At 72.9% G+C, this 20,910-nt stretch carries 22 protein-coding genes; 12 read left to right on the forward strand and 10 right to left on the reverse strand.

Annotated features, from left to right (window positions below; genetic code table 11):
- The first annotated feature begins 63 nt into the window (after positions 1-63).
- Positions 64-870, forward strand: coding sequence for an SDR family NAD(P)-dependent oxidoreductase (locus ITJ64_RS03730; protein ID WP_194679426.1), 807 nt, complete (start codon positions 64-66; stop codon positions 868-870).
- 35 nt (positions 871-905) lie between these two features.
- A complete protein-coding gene (locus ITJ64_RS03735) occupies positions 906-1,277 on the forward strand; it encodes a gamma-glutamylcyclotransferase family protein (protein ID WP_194679427.1) in 372 nt (123 codons plus the stop codon).
- 129 nt (positions 1,278-1,406) lie between these two features.
- Here ITJ64_RS03735 and ITJ64_RS03740 read toward each other — a convergent pair whose 3' ends face one another.
- Positions 1,407-2,084: a hypothetical protein gene (locus ITJ64_RS03740; protein ID WP_228507643.1), complete on the reverse strand. Its 678-nt coding sequence runs from the start codon at positions 2,082-2,084 to the stop codon at positions 1,407-1,409.
- A 60-nt stretch (positions 2,085-2,144) separates the two neighbouring features.
- Positions 2,145-2,729, reverse strand: a complete 585-nt coding sequence (locus tag ITJ64_RS03745) for a helix-turn-helix domain-containing protein (RefSeq protein ID WP_194679428.1) — start codon at positions 2,727-2,729, stop codon at positions 2,145-2,147.
- A 41-nt stretch (positions 2,730-2,770) separates the two neighbouring features.
- On the opposite strand from ITJ64_RS03745, the gene ITJ64_RS03750 reads away from it, so the two are divergent.
- Positions 2,771-3,022, forward strand: a complete 252-nt coding sequence (locus tag ITJ64_RS03750) for a hypothetical protein (protein WP_194679429.1) — start codon at positions 2,771-2,773, stop codon at positions 3,020-3,022.
- A 249-nt stretch (positions 3,023-3,271) separates the two neighbouring features.
- Positions 3,272-4,252: an NAD(P)/FAD-dependent oxidoreductase gene (locus tag ITJ64_RS03755; RefSeq protein WP_194679430.1), complete on the forward strand. Its 981-nt coding sequence runs from the start codon at positions 3,272-3,274 to the stop codon at positions 4,250-4,252.
- A gap of 33 nt (positions 4,253-4,285) precedes the next feature.
- Here ITJ64_RS03755 and ITJ64_RS03760 read toward each other — a convergent pair whose 3' ends face one another.
- On the reverse strand, positions 4,286-5,110 hold the full coding sequence (locus tag ITJ64_RS03760; RefSeq protein ID WP_194679431.1) for an SDR family oxidoreductase: 825 nt from the start codon (positions 5,108-5,110) through the stop codon (positions 4,286-4,288).
- Positions 5,111-5,234: 124 nt separating this feature from the next.
- Between ITJ64_RS03760 and ITJ64_RS03765 the strand changes: the two genes are divergently transcribed.
- Positions 5,235-6,503 (forward strand): multidrug effflux MFS transporter, encoded by a 1,269-nt coding sequence (locus ITJ64_RS03765; RefSeq protein WP_228507645.1) that lies wholly within the window; start codon positions 5,235-5,237, stop codon positions 6,501-6,503.
- Here ITJ64_RS03765 and ITJ64_RS03770 read toward each other — a convergent pair.
- The 6 genes from ITJ64_RS03770 to ITJ64_RS03795 form a co-directional block, all read right to left on the reverse strand.
- Positions 6,490-7,383, reverse strand: a complete 894-nt coding sequence (locus tag ITJ64_RS03770) for an alpha/beta fold hydrolase (protein ID WP_194679432.1) — start codon at positions 7,381-7,383, stop codon at positions 6,490-6,492. The two genes, ITJ64_RS03765 and ITJ64_RS03770, sit on opposite strands and share 14 nt — an antisense overlap.
- Before the next feature lie 49 nt (positions 7,384-7,432).
- Positions 7,433-8,317: a PPK2 family polyphosphate kinase gene (locus ITJ64_RS03775; RefSeq protein WP_194679433.1), complete on the reverse strand. Its 885-nt coding sequence runs from the start codon at positions 8,315-8,317 to the stop codon at positions 7,433-7,435.
- 75 nt (positions 8,318-8,392) lie between these two features.
- Entirely contained in the window at positions 8,393-9,373 is a 981-nt protein-coding gene (locus ITJ64_RS03780) for an acetylxylan esterase (protein ID WP_194679434.1), read from the reverse strand.
- Between the two features lie 92 nt (positions 9,374-9,465).
- Positions 9,466-10,368, reverse strand: coding sequence for an FHA domain-containing protein (locus ITJ64_RS03785; protein ID WP_228507647.1), 903 nt, complete (start codon positions 10,366-10,368; stop codon positions 9,466-9,468).
- Between the two features lie 31 nt (positions 10,369-10,399).
- Positions 10,400-10,684: a hypothetical protein gene (locus ITJ64_RS03790; RefSeq protein WP_228507649.1), complete on the reverse strand. Its 285-nt coding sequence runs from the start codon at positions 10,682-10,684 to the stop codon at positions 10,400-10,402.
- 103 nt (positions 10,685-10,787) lie between these two features.
- Positions 10,788-12,197 (reverse strand): amidohydrolase family protein, encoded by a 1,410-nt coding sequence (locus ITJ64_RS03795; protein ID WP_194679435.1) that lies wholly within the window; start codon positions 12,195-12,197, stop codon positions 10,788-10,790.
- Positions 12,198-12,291: 94 nt separating this feature from the next.
- Here ITJ64_RS03795 and ITJ64_RS03800 point away from each other — a divergent pair, with 94 nt between their 5' ends.
- The 4 genes from ITJ64_RS03800 (at position 12,292) to ITJ64_RS03815 (ending at position 16,052) form a co-directional block, all read left to right on the forward strand.
- Positions 12,292-12,978: a histidine phosphatase family protein gene (locus ITJ64_RS03800; RefSeq protein WP_194679436.1), complete on the forward strand. Its 687-nt coding sequence runs from the start codon at positions 12,292-12,294 to the stop codon at positions 12,976-12,978.
- Positions 12,975-14,168: an acyl-CoA dehydrogenase family protein gene (locus ITJ64_RS03805; RefSeq protein WP_194679437.1), complete on the forward strand. Its 1,194-nt coding sequence runs from the start codon at positions 12,975-12,977 to the stop codon at positions 14,166-14,168. The genes ITJ64_RS03800 and ITJ64_RS03805 overlap by 4 nt, the downstream gene beginning before the upstream one ends.
- Positions 14,169-14,269: 101 nt before the next feature.
- Positions 14,270-14,740 carry a hypothetical protein gene (locus tag ITJ64_RS03810; protein WP_194679438.1) on the forward strand — a complete coding sequence of 157 codons (471 nt, stop codon included), beginning with the start codon at positions 14,270-14,272 and terminating at the stop codon, positions 14,738-14,740.
- A gap of 151 nt (positions 14,741-14,891) precedes the next feature.
- Positions 14,892-16,052, forward strand: coding sequence for a VIT1/CCC1 transporter family protein (locus ITJ64_RS03815; protein ID WP_194680710.1), 1,161 nt, complete (start codon positions 14,892-14,894; stop codon positions 16,050-16,052).
- A gap of 47 nt (positions 16,053-16,099) precedes the next feature.
- Here ITJ64_RS03815 and ITJ64_RS03820 read toward each other — a convergent pair whose 3' ends face one another.
- Positions 16,100-16,675 carry an acireductone dioxygenase gene (locus tag ITJ64_RS03820; protein WP_173183153.1) on the reverse strand — a complete coding sequence of 192 codons (576 nt, stop codon included), beginning with the start codon at positions 16,673-16,675 and terminating at the stop codon, positions 16,100-16,102.
- Between the two features lie 169 nt (positions 16,676-16,844).
- Here ITJ64_RS03820 and ITJ64_RS03825 point away from each other — a divergent pair, with 169 nt between their 5' ends.
- The 3 genes from ITJ64_RS03825 to ITJ64_RS03835 are packed head-to-tail and all read left to right on the forward strand — an operon-like array spanning position 16,845 to position 20,745.
- The gene (locus ITJ64_RS03825; RefSeq protein WP_194679439.1) at positions 16,845-17,942 is read left to right on the forward strand and encodes a substrate-binding domain-containing protein; all 1,098 of its coding nucleotides are present in this window, start codon (positions 16,845-16,847) and stop codon (positions 17,940-17,942) included.
- Positions 17,939-19,678, forward strand: a complete 1,740-nt coding sequence (locus ITJ64_RS03830) for a sugar ABC transporter ATP-binding protein (RefSeq protein WP_194679440.1) — start codon at positions 17,939-17,941, stop codon at positions 19,676-19,678. The genes ITJ64_RS03825 and ITJ64_RS03830 overlap by 4 nt, the downstream gene beginning before the upstream one ends.
- Entirely contained in the window at positions 19,675-20,745 is a 1,071-nt protein-coding gene (locus ITJ64_RS03835; protein WP_194679441.1) for an ABC transporter permease, read from the forward strand. Before ITJ64_RS03830 ends, ITJ64_RS03835 begins: the two co-directional genes overlap by 4 nt.
- The last annotated feature ends 165 nt before the right edge of the window (positions 20,746-20,910 follow it).

Consider the following 20,910-nt stretch of genomic DNA (forward strand, 5'->3'; position numbering starts at 1 on the left):
CGACCCGAAAGGCCGATCGGCGCCCCCGTGCGACCGCACCGACCCGGGCGTAGCGTCGGGCGCATGGACCTCGGAATCTCCGGCAAGACCGCCCTCGTGAGCGGTGCAGACTCCGGCATCGGCTGGCACACCGCCCGGCTGCTGCTCGAGGAGGGCGCCTCGGTCGTCGCGACCGACCGCGACCCCGAGAAGCTCGAGGCGGCGCTGGCGAAGCTGCCCGCCCCGCGCGAGGGCGCGAGCCTGCACGGGTTCTCCGCCGACATCACGCGTCTCGACGACCTCGACGCGCTGCACGCGCGGGTTCAGGATGCGGTGGGAGACATCGACATCCTGGTTCAGTGCGCTGGCATCACCGGGGCGCAGGGCCTGTTCCACGAGATCGACGACGAGGGCTGGACGAGCACCATCGAGACCGACCTGCTCGGCCCCGTGCGGCTCGTGCGCACCTTCCTGCCCTCGCTGCGGAAGGGCGGCTGGGGTCGCATCGTGCTCACCGCCAGCGAGGACGCCGTGCAGCCCTACGACGACGAGCTCCCCTACTGCGCCGCCAAGGCCGGGGTGCTCGCGCTCGCGAAGGGCCTCTCGCGCAGCTACGCGACCGAGGGGCTGCTGGTGAACGCGGTGTCGCCGGCGTTCATCCACACGCCGATGACCGACGCGATGATGCAGAAGCGCGCCGAGCAGCGCGGTACTTCGGTCGACGAGGCGATCTCGTCGTTCCTCGACGAGGAACGGCCGTACCTCGAGCTGAAGCGCCGCGGCGAGCCGGACGAGGTGGCCGCGGTGATCGCGTTCCTCTGCTCCGACCGCGCGTCGTTCGTGAACGGCTCGAACTACCGCGTCGACGCCGGTTCGGTCGCGACGATCTGAGGTCGTCCCGGCCGGGTGCGCCGTACACTCGCGGCATGACCGACGAGACCGAGCGGGCGACGGATGCGCAGCTGCTGTTCTCCTACGGGACCCTCCGCCAGCCGTCCGTGCAGCAGGCCGTGTTCGGACGCCTGATCGAGGGTCGCGACGCGTCGATCGTGGGGTACGCGCAGGAGTGGCTGGCGATCGCCGACCCGGCGGTGATCGCCGCGAGCGGTTCGGACCGGCATCCGCTGCTCGTGCCCGACCCCACGGCCCCTCCCGTGCCCGGGACGGTCTTCGAGCTCACCCCCGACGAGCTCGCCGCGGCCGACGCCTACGAGGTCGACGACTACGAACGCGTGCAGCTGCCGCTCGACACGGGCGAGCTCGCCTGGGTCTACGTCTTCGCGGGCACGCCCGCGTGACTCGACCCGCCCGCCCCCGCCCCACGGGCGCGCTCGCGGTCGCGGTCGCGGTCGCCGGCGCGATCGCGATCGCGGTCGCTCAAAAGGCCGTTCGCGGCGCGACGGAGGGCCCTTTGCGCGACCCGAGGCTCAGCGCGCCGGCAGGCGGATGACCGTGGTGAGGTCGACCAGGTGCGGCTCGGGCGGTGCCGAGCCGAAGCCGAAGCGCACGGGCGGGTCGAGTGCCGCGAAGGCGCCGAGCGGCTCGCCATCCACCGTCGCCTCGGCCCAGGCGATGCGCCGCATCGTGGTGACCCCGTAGAACTCGCGGCGCCCGTGGCCGGCCGAACCGGCGGTGTGCACACCGGGTACGAGGCGCGAGGCGATCGGGTCGAGCATCCTGAGCCAGCGCACGTCGGTCGCGAGCCGCTTCGGCACCGACCGCAGCAGTCGCCCGAGCGGAGGGACGTCGCCCACCGCGATGCGCGCCGTCAGGGCCGAGCCGTCGTCGCCCGCGCGCACCGCGAGGCCGCCGTCGACCCGACGCCACGACACCGGCACCACGCGCACCTCGTCAAACTCGTAGGTCTCGGACACGAACGCCGCCACCACGTCCGAGGGCGCAAGCAGGGTGCGGTGCCCGGCGGCGTCCTCGATCATGGCGTCGGCGAAGCGGCCGAACGGCGAGCGCTCCCACAGACCGATCACGACACGGGTTCCGGATGCGCTGCCGAACCCCGCGATGCGGCCCTCGAATCGCAGCTCACCGCTGCCGGCCGCCCCGGCCCCGGCGGCCCCGGCCGCCTCTGTCGCTCGCGTTCGCTCCATCCTCCGAGCGTACGGCCCACGCCTGACAACGGCCCGGCCCCCCCATGGGACGGCGAACCGTCAGCGGCCGGCGCGGCGGTCAGGCTCGGTCTGCGCCCGCACGTGGATGCGTTCCCCGTCGCGGCTGAAGATGCACATCAGCTCGACGGGATCGTCGTCGGCGCAGCCCAGCCAGTGCGGCACCCGTGTCGCGAACTCCGCCGCCTCGCCCTCGGCCAGCACGAGGTCGTGGTCGCCGAGCAGCAGTCGCAGCCGCCCGCTCAGCACGTAGAGCCACTCGAAGCCCTCGTGCGTGCGCAGCGCGACCTCCTCCGTGCTCGGGCGCAGCGTCATCCGCACCGTCTGCATCGGCGCGTTCTCTCGCGAGAGCAGCTCGGTGGTGACCCCCGGCCGGTGCGTGCGACGCCCTCGGATGCGCGGGTCGGGCACCGCATCCGTCACCAGCTCGTCGATGGTCACCTCGAGGGCCGCGGCCAGCGGGATGAGCAGCTCGAGGTTCGGCTGCCGTTTGCCCGCCTCGAGGCGGGAGATGGTGCTGGCCGAGATGCCGGTGCCGGCCGAGAGCTCGGCGAGCGTGAGCTCCCGCCCGGTGCGCGCCGAGCGCAGGCGGGCACCGATGCGGGCGCCCTGCGACTCGGTGACCATGTGCCAATCCTGCCGCACGCGACCCGTTCTAGGCTCGCAGCATGAGCGATCACGACGACCTCCCCCGCCCCAGCGCCCAGCAGCTCGACGCCTCGGAGCACACCGAGAAGCGAACCGTCGAGGGCGAGGCCCGCTACTACGTGAAGGACCTCGAGAAGCACCTCAAGACCTGGGGCCACCCCAATCCCGACGGCCTGGTGGCCTACTTCACGCCCGACGGGAAGTTCCACGCCCAGGGCGTCGACCGCGAGAACCAGCTCCGCCTGATCGGCGCCCTCGGCGGCGTGGCCTGACGGCCCCACCCGACCCGACCCGGCGGCAGAGCCTGTCATCAACCCAGCCACGTCCATCGTGGGCAAGCGCGTCAGCGCGCGGCAGCCGGGTGTGCTGCCGCGCGCTTCGCGCTTGCCCTCGGAAAACGGTGGCTGGCTGAGCGGTGAGTCGGTCGATGGTGCGTCGCCGAGTGGTCGGAAACGCCTCAAGGGCTTGCCGGATCGGCAACATAGTTTGCCGGAAGCGCCGCGTGAGGCGACAGTGGAGCCATGGATGAGAATGAGTTCGACGTGATCGTGGTCGGCGGCGGCGCGGCCGGCCTGAACGCCGCCCTGGTGCTGGCCCGCTCCCGCCGCCGAGTGGCCGTGGTCGACGCCGGACAGCCCCGCAACCGCTTCACCCCCCACATGCACGGCTTCCTCTCCCGCGACGGCTTCGACCCGGCCGAGCTGCTGCGGATCGGCCGCGAGGAGGTGCGCGGCTACGGCGCCACGATCCTCGAGGGCCGCGCGATCACCGCGACGGGGAGCAACGGCGCCTTCGAGGTCACGGTCGAGACAGCGGGCGACGAGACCAGCGACGGCGAGACCAGCGACAGCGAGACCCGCACCCTGAAGGGGCGAAGAATCGTCATCGCCACCGGCCTCCGCGACGAGCTCCCCCCGATCGACGGCCTGCAGGAGCAGTGGGGCCGCGGCGCCGTCGCCTGCCCCTATTGCGACGGCTGGGAGGCCCGCGACTCCCGCGTCGTGGTGATCGCCGCCTCCGCCCGCGCCGCCCACCAGGCCGACCTCATGCGCCAGCTGACCGACGACGTCACGATCGTCGGCCGCGTCACCGCCGAGCTCGAGACCGACACCCTGCGCGGATTCGCGGCCCGGGGCATCCGAGTCGGAGAGAACGACGTGGTGCGCGTCGAACGCGTCGACGAAGCCCGGGAGCGACCCCTCCGGCTCACGCTCGACGACGGGAGCACGCTCGAGGCCGACGCCGTCTTCACGGGAGGTGCGCTCGTGCCGAACGACGAGCTGCTGCGACAGCTGGGCGCCGAGACGGTCGCCGGGCCGATGGGTGAGTGGACGGCATCCGACCCCACCGGCCTCACCTCGGTGCCCGGGGTCTGGGTGGCGGGCAACTCGGCGAACGCCGGCGCGCTGGTCATCGTGGCCGCGGCGTCAGGGCTCACCGCGGCCACGGTGATCAACTACGACCTGGTGCAGGACGACATCGCCCGCGCGCTCAGGCGCTGAGCGATCACGCCCTGAGCGCGCAGACGGGCGCGGTCAGCCCTGCGCCAGCACCGACACGTCGTTCCACCGCTCCCACTCCGCGATCCGCCCCGCGTAGTCGGCCTTGGCCGTCTCGATCGGCGTGCGCCCGAAGAACACGCGCAGCGGCGGCTCCTCGGCGTCGACGATCCGCAGAATGGCCTCGCCCGTCGCCGTGGGGTCACCCGGCGAGGCGACGCGCGACTTGCGGGCCTCGGCGGCGGCCTCCTTCACGGCGGCGTAGTCCTCGAGCGGCGCGGCGTGCTTGGCGGATGCTCCGCCCCAGTCGGTGCTGAACCCACCCGGCTCCACCAGCGTGACCTTCACGCCGAACGGGGCGACCTCCTGGGCGAGCGCCTGCGAGAACCCCTCGAGCGCCCACTTGGACGCGTTGTACACGCCGATGTTCGGGAACGCCGAGATGCCGCCGATCGACGACACCTGGATGATGTGCCCCGAGCCCTGCTCGCGCAGGTACGGCAGGGCGGCCTGCGTGATCCAGAGCGCACCGAACACGTTCGTCTCGAACTGGTCGCGCACCTCCTTCTCGCTGAGCTCCTCGATGAAGCCGAACTGCCCGTAGCCGGCGTTGTTGATCACGACGTCGAGGCGCCCGAAGTAGTCGTAGGCCTCGGTGACGGCGGCGAAGTCGGCCTCGCGGTCGTTCACGTCGAGCTGAAGCGGGAGGAAGCGGTCGCCGTAGCGGTCGACCAGCTCGGCGAGGGTGGAGGTGTCTCGCGCGGTCGCGGCCACGCTGTCCCCTCGCTCGAGGGCGGCGAGCGCCCACTCGCGGCCGAAACCGCGGGACGCTCCGGTGATGAACCATGTCTTCTGTGCCATGCCTCGAGTCAACACCCGCGCGGCCCGATCGCTTCCAACAGGAGTCGGGAGCTGCACCCCTTCTGGGGCGGGCCCCGGCGCCGCCCTCGCCCCTAGGCTGACCGCAGCGACCAGGGGAGACCGGATGACCGACAGCACCACCGCGCGCACCGCACCCCGCACCGGCTCCCGCTCGGGCCCTCGCATGCCCAGCCGGCGCGTGCTCGTCGCCATCCTGCTCGGCGTGATCCCGCTCAGCCAGGCGCCCATCGACATCTACACGCCGGCCATCCCGACGATGATCACCGAGCTCGACACCACGTCGACCCTCGTGCAGACCTCCGTGGCCGTCTACGTGCTGGGCATGAGCCTCGGCCTGATCCCGGTGGGCGTGATCGCCGACGCCAAGGGCCGCCGCCCGACCCTGCTGGCCTGCCTCGCCCTGCTGCTCGTGACGAGCGTCGGCATCGCCTTCGCGAACGACATCGCGGTGCTGCTGGTGCTGCGCTTCTTCCAGGGGGTGGGCGGATGCGCGTGCATGGTCCTCGTCTACGCCATCGCCGCCGACACCACCAGCGGCCCGAAACTCACCTCGCTGTCGGGCCTGCTCGGTGCCTCTTGGGGGCTCGCCCCCGTGATCGCGCCGGCGATCGGCGGCTTCCTCGTGGGCGCCGTGACCTGGCGGGGCATCTTCGTGCTGGTCGCCGTGCTCGCGGGCCTCGCACTGCTGGTGGTGTGGCGGATGCTCCCCGAGACGCTCGACCCGGCCCGCGCCCAGCCGGTCGTGCCGAAGGCGATCATCCGGGTGCTCGGCACGACGCTGCGCCGCAAGATCTTCGTCGGCCTCACCCTCGCGTTCGCCGTGTTCGCCAGCGCCCAGCTGCTGTTCGGCATCATCGCCCCGCTGATCTACCAGAAGACCCTCGGGCTGTCGGCCTACGAGTACGGCGCCATCGCGCTGGTCATCGGGGCGGCCAACCTGGGCGGCGAGCTCGCCACCGGCGCCTTCGCCACCCGGCTGTCGTCGCGGGTGATCGGCTTCTCGGCGTTCGCCTTCTTCGTCGCCGGCACGGCGGTGCTGCTCGTCAGCGGTCTCACCGTGGGGCCGGACATCCTGCTCATCACCATCGGCGGGATGCTCGTGATGCTCGGCTGCGGCGCCCTCTGCCCGCTCGCCTACGGCCTCGCCCTCGGCCTCTTCGACCGCAACCTCGGCCTGATCGGCGGCCTCGCGAGCGCCGTCTGCTACCTCGTGGTGGCCGCCACGATGGCGGGGGCGGCCGTGCTGCCCGACCGCGACCAGGTGCCCCTGTCCCTCGTCTACGTCGGCTGCGCCGTCGTCGGCGCGCTCCTCCTGGCCCTCTGCCTCCGCCCCCGCGTGCCCGACCCGCCGGCCGAGGTCACGCCGGCGTGAAGAGGGACGCCAGGACGTCGGCGCGGCGGCTCAGCACGATGAAGTGGCCCTCGCCCGGGTAGCGGCGGAGTCGGGCATCCGGGAGCTCGTCGACCAGGCGGGCAGCCCAGGCCGCCGGGATCAGGCGGTCGGCCGAGCCCTGGTGCACCACCACGGGCACCGCCACCTCGGCGGGCGCGAAGCCCCACGGGCCGACGAAGGCGCGGTACGAGTCGACGGCGCCCCACGGGTCGACGACGCCCTCGGCGACGCAGCGGGCGAACCAGGCCGAGTGCCGGGCGAGCAGCCTCGTGTCGCTCGCGTCGAGCGACACGCCCGAGGCCTCGGCGGTGAGCCGCGGGAAGGCCCGCGCGATGCCCCGGGTCGCCGCGAAGCCGAGGGCGGCGAGCGCGGGGGCCCGCAGCGACAGGCCCGCCACGCGCTTGTCGGTGCGGTTGAGCTCGGCGAACACGGCGGGGTCGGCGAGCGGCAGCGCCCCCGCCACGACGGCGACCGCCGCGACCCGGGAGGGGAAGGCCCGAGCGACGGCGAGCGCGTACTGCCCGCCCTCCGACCAGCCGGTGACCGCGAAGCGCTCCGTGTCGAGCGATCCACCGGCGGGCGACGCCAGGTGCTCGAGCAGCGCGCCCACGTCGTGGCGCGCCCAGGCCAGCGGCGTGCGGCCGGGGCTCCGTGAGCTGCCGCCGATGCCGGGCCGGTCGGGTGACACGAGCGCGATGCCGAGCGAGCGGGCCACCGCGTCGCCGGTGGCCGCGTCGAGTCCGCTCATCAGCCCGCCATGGCAGCTCAGCACGAGCGAGCCGTGGAGGTTGCCGTAGATGCGGTAGGCCAGGCTGCGGCCGTCGCCCAGGGCGATGCGGCGGCGGAGGCCCTGGCTCATTCTCGAACGATACCCGAGGTATCGTGCGGCAGGCACCCGCCGCGGACGCTCACGTCGCGAGCAGCCGCTCCCGCTCGCGCTCGACGTCGAACGACGCGGTGGGCCAGCGCAGCTGCAGCCCGGTGAGGGCCTCCTCGAGCAGCTGCTGCACGGCGAGCGCCGAGAACCACTTGTGGTCGGCCGGCACCACGAACCAGGGCGCGGGCTCGGTGTTCGTGGCGGTCAGCGCCGCCTCGTAGGCCTCCTGGAAGGCGGGCCAGTGCGCCCGGTCGTCGACGTCGCCCGGGCTGAACTTCCAGTGCTTGTCCGAGCGGTCCAGCCGCCGCAGCAGCCGCTTGCGCTGCTCCTCGTAGCCGAGGTGGAGGAGCACCTTCACGACCGTCGTGCCCGACTCGACCAGCTGCCGCTCGAAGGCGTTGATCGTGGCGTAGCGGTCGTCGATCGCGGCCGCCGACAGCGTGCCGTGCACGCGCGGCACCAGCACGTCCTCGTAGTGCGACCTGTCCCACACCCCGATCTGCCCGGGCGCGGGCAGCTGCTTCTCGACGCGCCAGAGGAACGGATGCGCCCGCTCCTCCTCCGTCGGCGCCTTGAAGGCGTGGTGCGAGACCCCCTGCGGGTCGACCGAGCCGGCCACCTTCTTCACCACGCCGCCCTTGCCCGAGGTGTCCATGCCCTGCAGCACGAGCAGCACCGATCGCGCGGTCGCCCCGCCGGTCACGGTGCTCGCGGCGAACAGCTGCTCCTGCAGCCGCGCGAGCGACTTGCCGGTGCCGCGGAAGCTCGCCTCTCCGTCGTCCTTGTCGAGCACGCCGGGGGTCGCCCCCGTGTCGAATGCGTCGAGCTCGACGGATGCGCCGGGCGCCCCCGCCCGCAGCCTCGAGCTCCACGGCCCCTCGATCCGTCCGCGCGGCGGTTCGGCGTGTGCCGGCATGCCCTGCCTTCCCTTCGTGCCCGTCACGGCGTCGTCGCCCTGGCGGACTGCGTGACCTCGTCCATGATCCGAACTCTAGCCGCGCAGGTGCGACGCGAGGAAGGCGAGCACGAGGGCGTCCTCGTCGGGCCCACCCGCCTCGTGCCCGTTGAAGGGCCAGAGGTGCAGCGCGCTGTCGCCCGCGTAGGCCTTGTGGGCGCCCGCGATCGTCGAGGGCGGGGTGATCGGGTCCATCATCGCCGCCGAGAACCAGGCCGGCACGTGGGCCCGGCGGGCGAAGTTCACCCCGTCGAAGTAGCGCAGCGTCTCCATCACCTCGCCGAGGCGATCGCGGTGCACCGCCAGGTACTGGGCGATCTCCTTGTAGGGGTGCGCATCCGTGATGCGGATGGCCCGCGGGTAGTCGCAGAGGAACGGGGTGGTGAAGGCACCGGCGGTGACGCCCTCGGCGAGGGCCGCGACGGCCAGGGCCAGCCCGCCGCCCTGGCTGCCCCCGACCACGCCGATGCGCTCGGGGTCGACCTGCGGCAGGGTGCGGGCGGCGTCGACGGCGAGCACCGCATCCGTGATCAGCCGGCGGTAGTAGTAGCCCTCACGGCTCTCGATGCCCCGGGTCATCACCCCCGGGATCTGCGGGCCCGTCGAGCCGTCGGGGTCGCCCGTGGCGCCGACCGACCAGGTCGAGCCCTGCCCGCGGGTGTCCATGTGCAGGTGCGCGAACCCGGCGCTCGCCCAGAACAGGTTCTCCCAGGCGCGCCCGCGGCCGCCGCCGTAGCCGACGTACTGCACGACGGCCGGCAGCGGGCCCTCGGCCCTCGCGGGCACCCGCAGCCATGCCTTGATGCCCTGCCCGCCGAAGCCCGGGAACGTCACGTCGAAGACCTCGACGGTCGTCAGCCCGGTGTCGACCGGTTCGACGAGCAGCCGGCTTCCGGCCGCGACCGCCGCCGCGCGCGACCCGGAGAGCGTCGAGCTCCAGAAGTCGTCGAAGTCGTCGGGAGCGGTCTGCACGCTCTCGTACTCGGCCAGTTCGGCTTCACCCAGGTCGGTCAGCATGGCGGTCTCCTTCGCACCGGCCGGCACGCTGCGTCGACGGGCGTGCTCGGGCCCAGCACGACTGTAGCGAAGAGCGGATGCCCGCACCGCGCTCAGTTCGGATCGGTCACCCTCCCGGCCACCGACGACGCCCCGCCACGCGGCGGCTGCTTCTTCTGCTTCGACAGCTCGCCGCCGACGCGACCGCCGTAGGGGCGGCCGTGGTCGGCGAACTCCTCCCGGAAGTAGGCCAGCCGCCAGTCCCCGAGCTCCACCCGGGCACCGGTGCGCAGGATGCGGCCTCGCGGCGGGCGACCGCCCACCGGGCCCGCCTCGCGGGTGTGGCCGCCGCCCGTGGGCTCGACGTCGTAGAGCACGTACTCGTCGTCGTCCTCGTGCCGGATCTCGGCGTGCACGGGCGCCAGCCCGGGCAGCTGCAGATCGGCATCGGGCCCCGAGCCGATGACCGTGCGGCCGGGCAGCAGGTCGAACTCGCGGGGCGGTCGCCCGTCCCAGAACTCCGAGCCCACGGTGAAGATCAGCCGCGGCCGGCCCGAGCCGGGGAGGTAGTGCGTGGTCGTGACCCGGCGGCGCACCACCCGGTTCACGGTCGGCAGCAGCGGGAACGGCGTGGTGGGCGGGATCGGGAAGGTGAGCGCCTGGTCGCCGTTCCGGCGCACGAGCAGCGGCGCGAGCGCCTGCAGACCGCCGAGACGGATGTGCGGCGAGCGCGTCACCAGCCGCTGCAGCCGGCTCTGCTTGACGTCGCCGAGGTGCAGGATCGGGCCGTCCGGGCCCTCGAGGCAGACCGAGATGCCCCGGGCCGCGAGCGCGTCCGCGACCGTCGTGAGGTCGGCGAGGCTGCGCCGCCCGTTGCCCGGCAGGCGGCCGGGCTCGTTCACGTGGATCGTGATCTCGGTGCCCGAGGCCGTGATCGTGCCCTCGAACGGCACGACCGTGCCGTCGCCGTCGGGCTCGCTCTCGGAGAACGTCAGGTCGATGTCGAGGCGCACCATTGCGGCGCCCGTCCCCGTCCGGGTCTCCGGCTCAGCGTCCGCGGTGCGGGTCGGAGCCGGCGGCGGTGTCGTCGCTCGTGGTGACCCGCAGGGTGCCGTTGAGCTTCCAGGTGGCGCGCGGGGCATCCGGACCGATGTCGCGGGGCACCTCGACGGTCATGTCGACGAAGCTGTAGTTCACGGCGGCGCCGCGACCCGTGAGGTACGACCACATCTCGCGGCCGAGGTCGGTCCAGTCGGTGATCGAGTGGCCCTCGGGCCCGGCGGCGTCGGCGAACGGGTCGGTGTCGGAGGAGGTGGGGGTGGTGTCAGACATGGCGGTGGCCTTTCCCTTTTTCGGAGCGTAGCGGGATCCGGTGTACTCCGACCAGAAAATCCGCGCTCTTCTCAGGAGCCGTTCGTGCCCGGGCCCGGATGCGCTACCAGGCCAGTCGCTCCGTGCTCCTCGACGCCGACCGCGACGCCACCTCCCGCACCCGCGAGTGCAGTTCGACCGAGGCCTGCGCGGCGAGCGGATTTGTGCTGACGCCCTCCTCCGACACGAGCCGCCCGCCCACGTAGACGCGCTTGAGGTTCCGCAGCCCGCAGGCGAACGCGTAGTGCGCGTGCACGTCCCAGACCGGCCCGGTGTCGGGGCTCGCCGGGTCGACGAGCAGGAGGTCGGCGAACTTCCCCACCTCGAGGGAGCCGACGCGGTCGGCGACGCCGAGCGCCTCGGCCGAGCCCAGCGTGTGCATCCGGAGCATGTCGCGGGGCATCAGCACCGAGGCGTCCTGGTTCACGGCCCGCTGCGTGTAGACGCCGATCCGCACGTTCTGGAAGGGGTCGGAGATGTCGGTGCAGGACTGGTCGTCGAGCCCGACCCCGATCGGCATGCCGAGCTCGCGATAACGCGGGATGTCGGCGACGCCCGAGCCGAGCCGCCCGTTCGAGGTGGGCTGCCAGACCATGCCGGCCCCCTTCTGGGCGGCGACCCGCGCCATGTAGGTGTCGGGGTGCACGAAGTGGCCGAACAGGAAGCCCGGCCGAAGGGCCCCCGCCTCCTCGTACCAGCGGAACTTCTCGCGCTGCTGATCCAGCGCCTCGCTCGTCTCGAGGAAGTGCGCCTGGTTGCCGATCCCGTGCTCGTCCATCGCGCGCACCTCGTCCCGGGCGGCCTGGGCGCTCGCCGACCACTGCACGGCTCCGAAGACGGATGCCCCGAGCGACAGCTCGGGCGGAACCGACGCCTCGAGGTACCGCACGGCGCGGCCGAAGGCGTCGAAGGCCTCCTCTGCCGGCTGGAACTCGCTGTCGAGGCGGATGGCGTTCATCGTGCGGAGCCCCGCGTCCCGGGCCGCGTCGAACTGCCGGTGCAGGTAGCCCTCGGGCCGGATCGCGTAGATCTCCCGCCGGTCGGTCTCGGCGTCGTACTTGCCGACGACCCGGGAGTCGGTGAAGTTGTAGGCGCTCGTCACCCCGTTGCCGAGGAAGTCGAGGCAGCCGTGCAGGGTGAACCAGTACACGTCCTCCTCGTCGGCGCCGGCGATGAAGGTGCTCTGCTCACCGACCCAGCCGTAGAGGGGTTCGCCGGGGGTCATGCCGCGCATCCCGCTCGTGAAGATGTGGCTGTGCGCCGAGACGAAGCCGGGGGCGAGGAACGCGCCCTTCGCGTCGAGCACCTCGCCCGAGCCGATCGACTCGCGCTCGGGCGGCAGGGCGCCCTCGCCCATCGACTCGATGCGGCCGTCGGCGCCGACGGCCAGCCAGCCGCGGAACCAGTCCGTTCCGTCGGCCAGCGGGACGACGACGGCGTTCACGATGGTCAGGAGGGTGCCGGCTTCGCTCATGACGCCATGATGCCCGCCCCGGATTGCGGCCATGTTTCGGGCGCTAGCCTTGACGGGACGTCTCCGCCCGCCCCCACGTCGAAGGACCTCTGCCATGACGCATCCCGCAGCCCTCCCCGCCGATCACCCCGACGCCGGAGCGACCTTCAAGGACGCCGCCCGGGGCACCGCTCCGCAGGTCGTGCTGGTCAGGCACGGCGAGACGGAGTGGAGCCTCGACGGCCGGCACACGGGCCGCACCGACATCCCGCTCACCGCCCGCGGCGAGGAGCAGGCGGCCGCCGTCGCCCGCGTGCTCGCCGGCCGCTCCTTCGGCCTGGTGCTCTCGAGCCCGCGCCGGCGCGCCGTCGAGACCGCGGCGATCGTCGGCTACCCCGACGTCGAGACCGACGCCGACCTCGTGGAGTGGGACTACGGCGCGTACGAGGGACTGACCAGCCCGCAGATCTCCGAGGCCTACGGCGACGACTGGAACCTCTGGCGCGACGGCGTGCAGCCCACGGCGGAGGGCGTCGGCGAGCAGGCGGCCGACCTGCTGCGGCGCAATCAGGCGATCATCCGCCGCGCGCACCTCACCCTGAACCGCGGCGAGGACGTGCTGCTGTTCTCGCACGGCCACTACCTGCGCACCCTCGCCGCCACCTGGATCGGCGCGCCGATCAGCACCGGCGAGTACCTCGTGCTCGACACCGCGGCGCTCTGCGTGCTCGGCTTCGAGCACGGCAACCAGGTGCTGCGGCAGTGGAACCGGTCGCCGTGGCAGGAGGAGCAGCAGCGATGACGCCCCGCACCATCACCTCCGCGTCGGCCCTGGTCGACGCGCTGGGTGCTCTCGCGTCCGAGTTCGCCACGGTGGCGGTCGAGCGCGACGCCGAGGGCACGGCACCGTTCGCCGAGGTCGAGCGACTGCGGGCCACGGGGGCCCTGCCCGCGCTGGTGCCGGCCGAGCTGGGCGGCGGCGGGCTGGGCTGGCGGTCGGTGTTCGAGGCGCTGCGGCCGGTCATCCGTGCCGATGCCGGGCTCGGGCACGTCTTCGCCTACCACTACGTGAACTCGTGGCGGGTGCAGCTGAACGAGAACCGCGCGGCCATCGAGGGTCTGCAGCGCGGGCTCGCCGCGAACCACTGGTTCTGGGGCGGGGCCGGCAACCCGCGCGACGCCGGGCTGGAGCTCACCCCGGCCGCCGGCGGCTTCACCGTCTCGGGCCGCAAGTTCTTCGCCACCGGCGCCCAGGTGGCCGACCGCATCACGGCGTCGGCCACGCGCGTCGACACCGGTGAGAAGCTCGCCGTCGTGATCGACGCCCGGCAGCCCGAGGTCGTGCACCACGACGACTGGGCGAACATCGGCCAGCGGCTGTCGGCCTCGGGCTCGGTGTCGTTCGAGGCGGCCTTCGTGCCCGAGGCGCACGTGCTCGGCGTCGGCGAGCAGGCCGGAGAGGCGTACCGGCCGTTCGCGTCGCTGTCGATCCTGCTGTTCCAGGTGGCGCTCGACCACCTGCACGTCGGGCTGGCCGAGGGGGCGCTGGCGGCGGCGGCCTCGTACGTCGCCACGAGCACCAGGCCCTGGTCGACGTCCGCGGTCGACCGGGCCGTCGACGACCCGTACATCCGCGAGCTGATCGGCGAGCTGACCGCTCAGACGAGGGCGGCGGATGCTCTGACCTGGCGTGCCACGGACGCCCTCGTCGAGGCGGCCGACCGCGGCTGGGCCCTCACCGACGCCGAGCGCGGCGAGGTCGCGGTGGAGATCGCGGCGGCCAAGGTCGTGACGACGAAGACCGTGCTCGACGTGACCTCGCGGCTGTTCGAGCTCACAGGGGCGCGGGCGACCGGGGAGTCGTACGGGTTCGACCGGTTCTGGCGGAACGCGCGCACGATCACGCTGCACGATCCCGTGGCGTACAAGGCGCAGGAGGTCGGGGACCACGCGCTGCAAGGGCTGTTCCCGACGCCGTCGGGGTACAGCTAGGGGTTGCGGTCGCAGCTCGGTCGTGGGGGTTGCGGTCGGCGCTCAGGGTGGTGGGCTGGGAGCTCGGGGCGGTGACCGGCCGCCCGGCAAGGAGCGGAACCATGACTGACAGCATCACGCCCGAGGGCTCCTCGGAAGGCGCCCTGGCCGACGAGGGCTTCTCGGGCCGGGTGGCCTCGGAGGGGAACGGCATCGAGACGACTCCCGCCGAGACGCAGCTGCCCGACTCCGACACCGTGGGCGACCCGGTGCTGGCCGACGCGATGGCCAAGGAGACCGTGACGAACGACGCGGTGGCCGGCGAGACCGTGCTGCCCGACGGGCCGACCGAGGCCGAGGACGACCGCGAGGGACGCGACCACGGCCAGGGCGACGCCGACGAGCTGCTGCCCGAGGGGGCCGGCACGGGTGCGATCGCGGGCGAGACCGCGCTGCCCTCGGGGCTCGACGGCGACTCGGAGGGCGAGGCGCAGCCCGACCCGACCATCCCGCCGGGGCCGGACGCGGCGACCGACGCCTCGGAGCCCGTCGGGGAGTCCGACCCGCTCGACCTGCGCGACGAGGACAACTAGCACCGCGCCTGGGCGTCACCGGGCGGGGCGGGCGCGGCGCGCATCCGCTCGGCCCGGTCTCTCGCCTCGGCGTTTCGGGGGCTCGAAATACTGGGAAAGACGGCGATCCGGCCGGTCGGGTGACGGGCGGCTGCCAGACTTGTCGCCTGTGATCAGTACGCCCTCCCCCACCCCGCCGAGCCCGGCCGAGCTGCGCCGCTGGCGGCAGTACCTCGCCGACGAACGGGCCGAGGCCCGTGTGTACCGCGAGCTGGCGCAGCGCAAGACGGGGTCGGAACGCGAGATCCTCGACGCTCTCGCCGACGCCGAGGGGCGGCACGAGGAGCACTGGCTGGAGCTGCTCGGCGACGACGTCGGCAAGCCGCGGCGGGCCGATCTTCGCACCCGCCTGCTCGCGGTGTTCGCGCGGCGCTTCGGCTCGGTGTTCGTGCTGGCGCTGATGCAGCGGGCCGAGGCGCGCTCGCCCTACGAGACCGACGTCGACGCGACCGCGGCGATGGCGGCCGACGAGCGCATCCACGGAGAGGTCGTGCGCAGCCTCGCGGCCCGCGGTCGCAGTCGGCTCTCGGGCACGTTCCGTGCGGCGGTCTTCGGCGCGAACGACGGCCTGGTCTCGAACCTCGCCCTCGTGCTCGGCATCGGCGCGACCGGCGTCTCGAGCACCGTCGTGCTCGCCACGGGCGTCGCCGGGCTGCTGGCCGGGGCGCTGTCGATGGGCGCCGGCGAGTTCGTGTCGGTGCGGTCGCAGCGGGAGCTGCTCGCGGCGTCGACACCCGACCCCGACGCGCACACGGCGGTACCGAAGCTCGACGTCGACGCGAACGAGCTGGCGCTGGTCTACCGGGCGCGGGGCATGAGCTCGGCCGACGCCGCCGCGAAGGCCGCCGACGTGTTCGGGGGGCTGTCGACGACGACCTCGGCGATCCGCATCCAGCGGGCGGGGGATGCGGGGGTGACGGCGCCGGTGGTGACGGGCGACGGGGCCTCCGGCCCGGGTGCTGCCGGCGCTCCGGACGGCGACGAGCACGAGGAGATCGGCACCGCCTGGCAGGCTGCGATCTCGTCGTTCTGCTTCTTCGCGTCGGGCGCGATCATCCCGGTGCTGCCCTACCTGTTCGGGCTCTCGGGGATCGTCGCCGTCGTCATCGCGTCGGTGCTGGTCGGGCTCGCGCTGCTCGGCACGGGTGCGGTCGTGGGGCTGCTCTCGGGTGGGCCGCCGCTGCGGCGGGCGCTGCGGCAGCTGGCCATCGGGTTCGGTGCGGCCGCGGTGACGTATGTGCTGGGGCTGGCGTTCGGGGCGACCCAGTCCTGAGCCGCCCCGGCGACTCGGCCCCGACGTCTCTGCCCCGCCTTCTCAGCTCAGGCGGGGACGGAGGCCAGCTCGTCGTAGGTGGCGAACTGCGTGGCCACGTCGCTGCCGGTGAAGTGGCCGACCCAGCCGTCGTCGTCGTGGAAGAAGCGCACCGAGACGTAGTCGGGGTTGGTGCCCATGTCGAACCAGTGCGTGGTGTCCTTCGGAACCGACAGCAGGTCGCCGGCCTCACAGAACACGGCGTGCACCTTGCCCTGCGCGTGCAGGTAGAAGACGCCCGAGCCGCGGGCGAAGAAGCGGTCCTCGTCGTCGTCGTGCTGGTGCTCGCTGAGGAACTTCTGGCGCGCCTCGGCGGCCTGCGCCCGGTACTCGTCGGTGTCGGCGGGGGTGATCGAGACGACGTCGACGAGCGTGTAGCCGTGGTCGGCGTTCACGCCGGCGATCTCGTCGCGGTAGAGCTCGAGCACCTCCTCCTGGGTGGGCTCGGCCGAGAGCTGCTTGAGCTCCCAGCGGCTGAACCGGGCGTTCAGCCCGGCGAGCACCTCGTGGATGGTGTCGAAGTCGCGCGTCTGCAGCGCGGGAGTGGTGGGGTCGGTGTCGTTCCACACGGTCAGCAGGGTCATGCCCTCATCGTAATCCCGCTCCCCCGACGTCTCCTCCTGCACATCCGTCGTGCAGGCGCGAAAAGGTAACAGAGCGCAACACGATTCGTCGCCGGACTCGCCCGAGGTCTTGAATCGAGCTGCACTCACACCCCACCGCACCCTCTTCCTCGTCCCGAAGGAGCACCCCATGGCCATCCTCCAGAGAGCTGCGGCCGTCACGGCCCTCGCCGCCGCCGGCCTCCTCGTCCTCTCCGGCTGCGCGCAGTCGAGCACGTCGTCCGAGACCGCCGCCGGCTCCTCGGCCGCTCCCACCGCCTCGGCCGCCCTGCCCTCGCCCTTCGACGGCGACCCGGTCACCGTCGCCCTGGTGCGCCAGAGCGGTGCCGGCGACTTCTTCGAGGCCTGGGGCGCCGGAGCCGCCGCGCAGGCCGAGTTCGCCAACATCGACCTGCAGGTCACCGACGCCCGCAACGACAACGCCAAGCAGGCCAGCGACCTCGAGCAGGCCATCGCCGCCAAGCCCGACGCGATCATCGTCGACCACGGGCAGACCGACACCATCCAGCCCCTCATCACGAAGGCCGTCGACGCGGGCATCCCCGTGATCGTCTACGACCTGGCGCTCACCGACACCGACGGCGTCATCACCACGAGCCAGTCCGACGCCTCCATGGCCGAGGGCGTGCTGAAGCAGCTCGTCGCCGACGTCGGTCAGGGCGCGAAGGTCGGCTACGTCTCGGCCACCGGCTTCGCACCGCTCGACCGCCGCGCCGAGGTGTGGAACAAGGTCGTCGCCGACAACGACCTCGACGTCGTCTTCTCGACGGGCAAGGTCTCCGAGTCGACCGCCACCGACAACATCCCGCTGGTCGACGCGGCCCTCAAGCAGAACCCCGACGTGAAGGCGATCTTCGCCCCCTACGACGAGATCACGAAGGGCGCCGTGCAGGCGGTCATCCAGAACAACCTGCAGAGCTCGGTGAAGGTCTACGGCATCGACATCTCCAACGCCGACCTCGAGGTCATCACCGCCGACGGCAGCCCGTGGGTCGCCACCTCGGCCACCGACCCCGCGGCCGTCGGCGCCGGCGTCGTGCGCGCCCTCGCCCTCAGCCTCGCCGGCCAGCTCGACGAGACCGACGTGCAGTTCCCCGCCATCACGATCACGCAGGACTTCCTGGCCGAGAACAAGGTCACGAACGTCAAGGAGCTGCGCACCGCCGAGCCCTCGCTGGCGCTCGACGACGTGGTCGTGGCGGATTGGCTGCCCGCGGTCTCCGAATGACCGACTCCCGCTCTGAACGCCCCGGGGGGCACGACGTCGTCGTGTCCCCCGTCGGGGTTCCCGCGGTGGTTCCCGTCGGGGCCGCTGCGGACGCCGTCGTGTCGCTCAGCGGCGTCTCGGTGGCGTACGGCTCGAACGTCGTGCTGCAGGGCGTCGACCTCGCCTTCGGCGCCGGCGAGATCACCGCACTGCTCGGGGCGAACGGCGCCGGCAAGTCGACGCTGATCAAGGCCCTCTCGGGCGCGAACGCCCGCTACGGCGGCGAGATCCGCATCGGCGGCGAGATCGTGCACCTGTCCTCGCCCGTGCAGGCCCGGCAGCTGGGCATCTCGACCGTGCACCAGAAGGTCGCCGACGGAATCGTCCCCGGGCTCTCGGTGGCCGAGAACCTCACGCTCGACGACCTCGCGCAGGCGTCGAGGCATCCGCTTCGCCGTCGCCGCCAGGCGCTCGCCGACGCCCGGGCCGCCCTCGGCACCCTCGGTCTCGACTGGAGCGACGCGGTGCTCGAGCGCGACGCCGCCACGCTGCCCATCTCCGACGCGCAGCTGCTCGTGCTCGCGCGGGCGCTGCGCAGCACACCGCGCCTCCTCATCCTCGACGAGCCCACCTCGGCGCTCACCGCGGCCGAGGCCGAACGGCTGTTCGGCGTGCTGCGGGCGCTGCGGGCGCAGGGGCTGTCGATCGTCTACGTCTCGCACCGCTTCGGCGAGATCGAGGCGCTGGCCGACCGCGTGGTCGTGCTGCGCGACGGTCTCGTGCAGTCGGTGTCGTCCCGGCCGTTCGCCTGGCACGAGCTGCTGCACGACATGCTCGGCCGGCAGACCGCACTCGACCACGACCGCGGCACGGCCGCCCGGGGAACGGATGCGGTGGCCCGCCTCGAGGGCGTCGTCGCCCTGCCCGGCTCCGCGCCTCTCGACCTCGAGATCCGGCGCGGCGAGGTGCTCGGGGTGCTGGGCCTGATCGGCGCCGGCAAGACCGAGCTCGCCGAGCTGCTCGGCGGACTCGCGCAGCCGCTCGCCGGCAGCCTGTCGCTCGAGGGGGCGCCGTACGCGCCCAGGCGGCCGTCCGACGCCATCCGCGCCGGAGTCGTGCTGGTGCCGGAGGACCGGCAGAGGCAGGGCATCCTGCCGGGCTGGTCGGTGCTGCGCAACATCACCCTGCCCTTCCTCGCCGAGTCGAGTGCGCTCGGCCTGCTGCGCCGTCGCTCGGAGCGCTCGCGCGCCGACACGGTGATCGACACGCTCTCGGTCGTCACCGCCGGGCCCGACGCGCTGATCGACGACCTCTCGGGCGGAAACCAGCAGAAGGTCGTCGTGGGCCGCTGGCTCTCGGCGGCGCCGAAGCTCGCGCTGCTCGACGAGCCCTTCCGCGGCGTCGACATCGCGGCCCGCCGCGAGATCGGCGCCCGCCTCGCGGCCCTCGCGGCCGACGGCGCCGCCGCGGTCGTCTTCTCGAGCGACGTCGACGAGATCCTCGAGGTGGCCGACCGCATCGTCGTGCTCGTCGCGGGCCGCATCGAGCTCGACCGCTACGCCGACACCGTCGACCGCCCCACGATCATCCACGCCTTCCTCGGCGAAACCGGCTCGGCCACCCCCGCCGATTCCGCGGCCGCTCGCGCCACCTCCACCGATCCCGCGGCCACCCCGGCCACCTCGGCCACCCCCGCTGACGCAGGCGACCCCACTTCCTCCACCCCCGAGTCCCGGCCCGAAAGGACTTCCTCATGAGCAGCACCGCCACGGCCCCACCCACCCGGCCGGCCGCACGCACCTCGTCGGTGGGCGAGCGCGTCTCCGGCGCCGTCGTGAAGTGGGGCTTCGTCGCCGTGACGGCGCTGCTGATCCTGTTCTTCGTGGTGTCCGAGCCGAACTTCCGCACGGTCGACAACGTCTTCGGCATGCTCAAGTTCATCGCCCCCACCGCGATCGCCGGCCTCGGCGTGATGCTCGCCATGACCGTCGGCGGCATCGACCTCTCGGTCGGAGCCTCCGCCGGCTTCGCCGTCTCCATCGCGGCCTGGACCATGGTCATCGCCAACCAGGTCGGCGGCGTCGCCGTCTCGGTCGTGCTGGTCTGCGGGCTGCTGATCGGGGCACTTAACGCTTTCCTGATCGTGGTGGCGCGCATCCCCGACCTGCTCGCGACGCTGACCACGATGTTCGTCATCGTCGGCCTCAAGCTGATCATCGTCGACGGCAAGTCGATCTCGTCGCAGATGACCCTCTCGAACGGCACGACCGCCCCCGGCAAGTTCACCGCCGACTTCCTCTGGCTCGACCGCGGCTCGATCGGGCCGGTGCCGATCCCGGTGATCCTGTTCCTCCTGATCACCGTGCTGCTCTGGTTCCTGCTCGAGCGCACCCGCTGGGGCCGCGCGCTCTTCGCGGTCGGCACCAATGCCGAGGCGGCGCGGCTCTCGGGCATCCGGGTGCAGTGGTACCGCACCGCCGCCTACATGGGTTGCGGGCTGCTCGCCTCGGTCGCCGGGCTGCTGCTCGCGGCCCGCATCGGCCAGGGCGACGTCACGGCGGGCAACTCGCTGCTGCTCGACGCGGTCGCGGTCGCGCTCGTGGGCGTGAGCGTGCTCGGCATCGGCCGGCCGAACGCCTGGGGTACCGCGCTCGGGGCCGTGCTGATCGCGGTCATGGTCACGGGCTTCACCATGGCGGGCCTGCCCTACTACGCTCAGGACTTCGGCAAGGGCATCGTCCTCCTCGTCGCCCTCCTGTTCAGCTTCACCTTCTCCCGCCGCCGCACGGTCGTCACAGCCGGCTCCACCACCAGCTCAGCCTGACCCCCGCCCGCCGCACCACCCGCACCACCTCCGCCAGATCCCACCCGCACGAGCACCACCAGCCCCACCACCCACACGACCACCACCCCGCACCCGCCACCACACACACCAGCCGACCGACACCACCGCCGCCGCCCGAACCCCACCAGGACCACCAGGACCACC

Source organism: Herbiconiux sp. VKM Ac-1786 (genome assembly GCF_015350805.1).
Taxonomy (GTDB): domain Bacteria; phylum Actinomycetota; class Actinomycetes; order Actinomycetales; family Microbacteriaceae; genus Herbiconiux.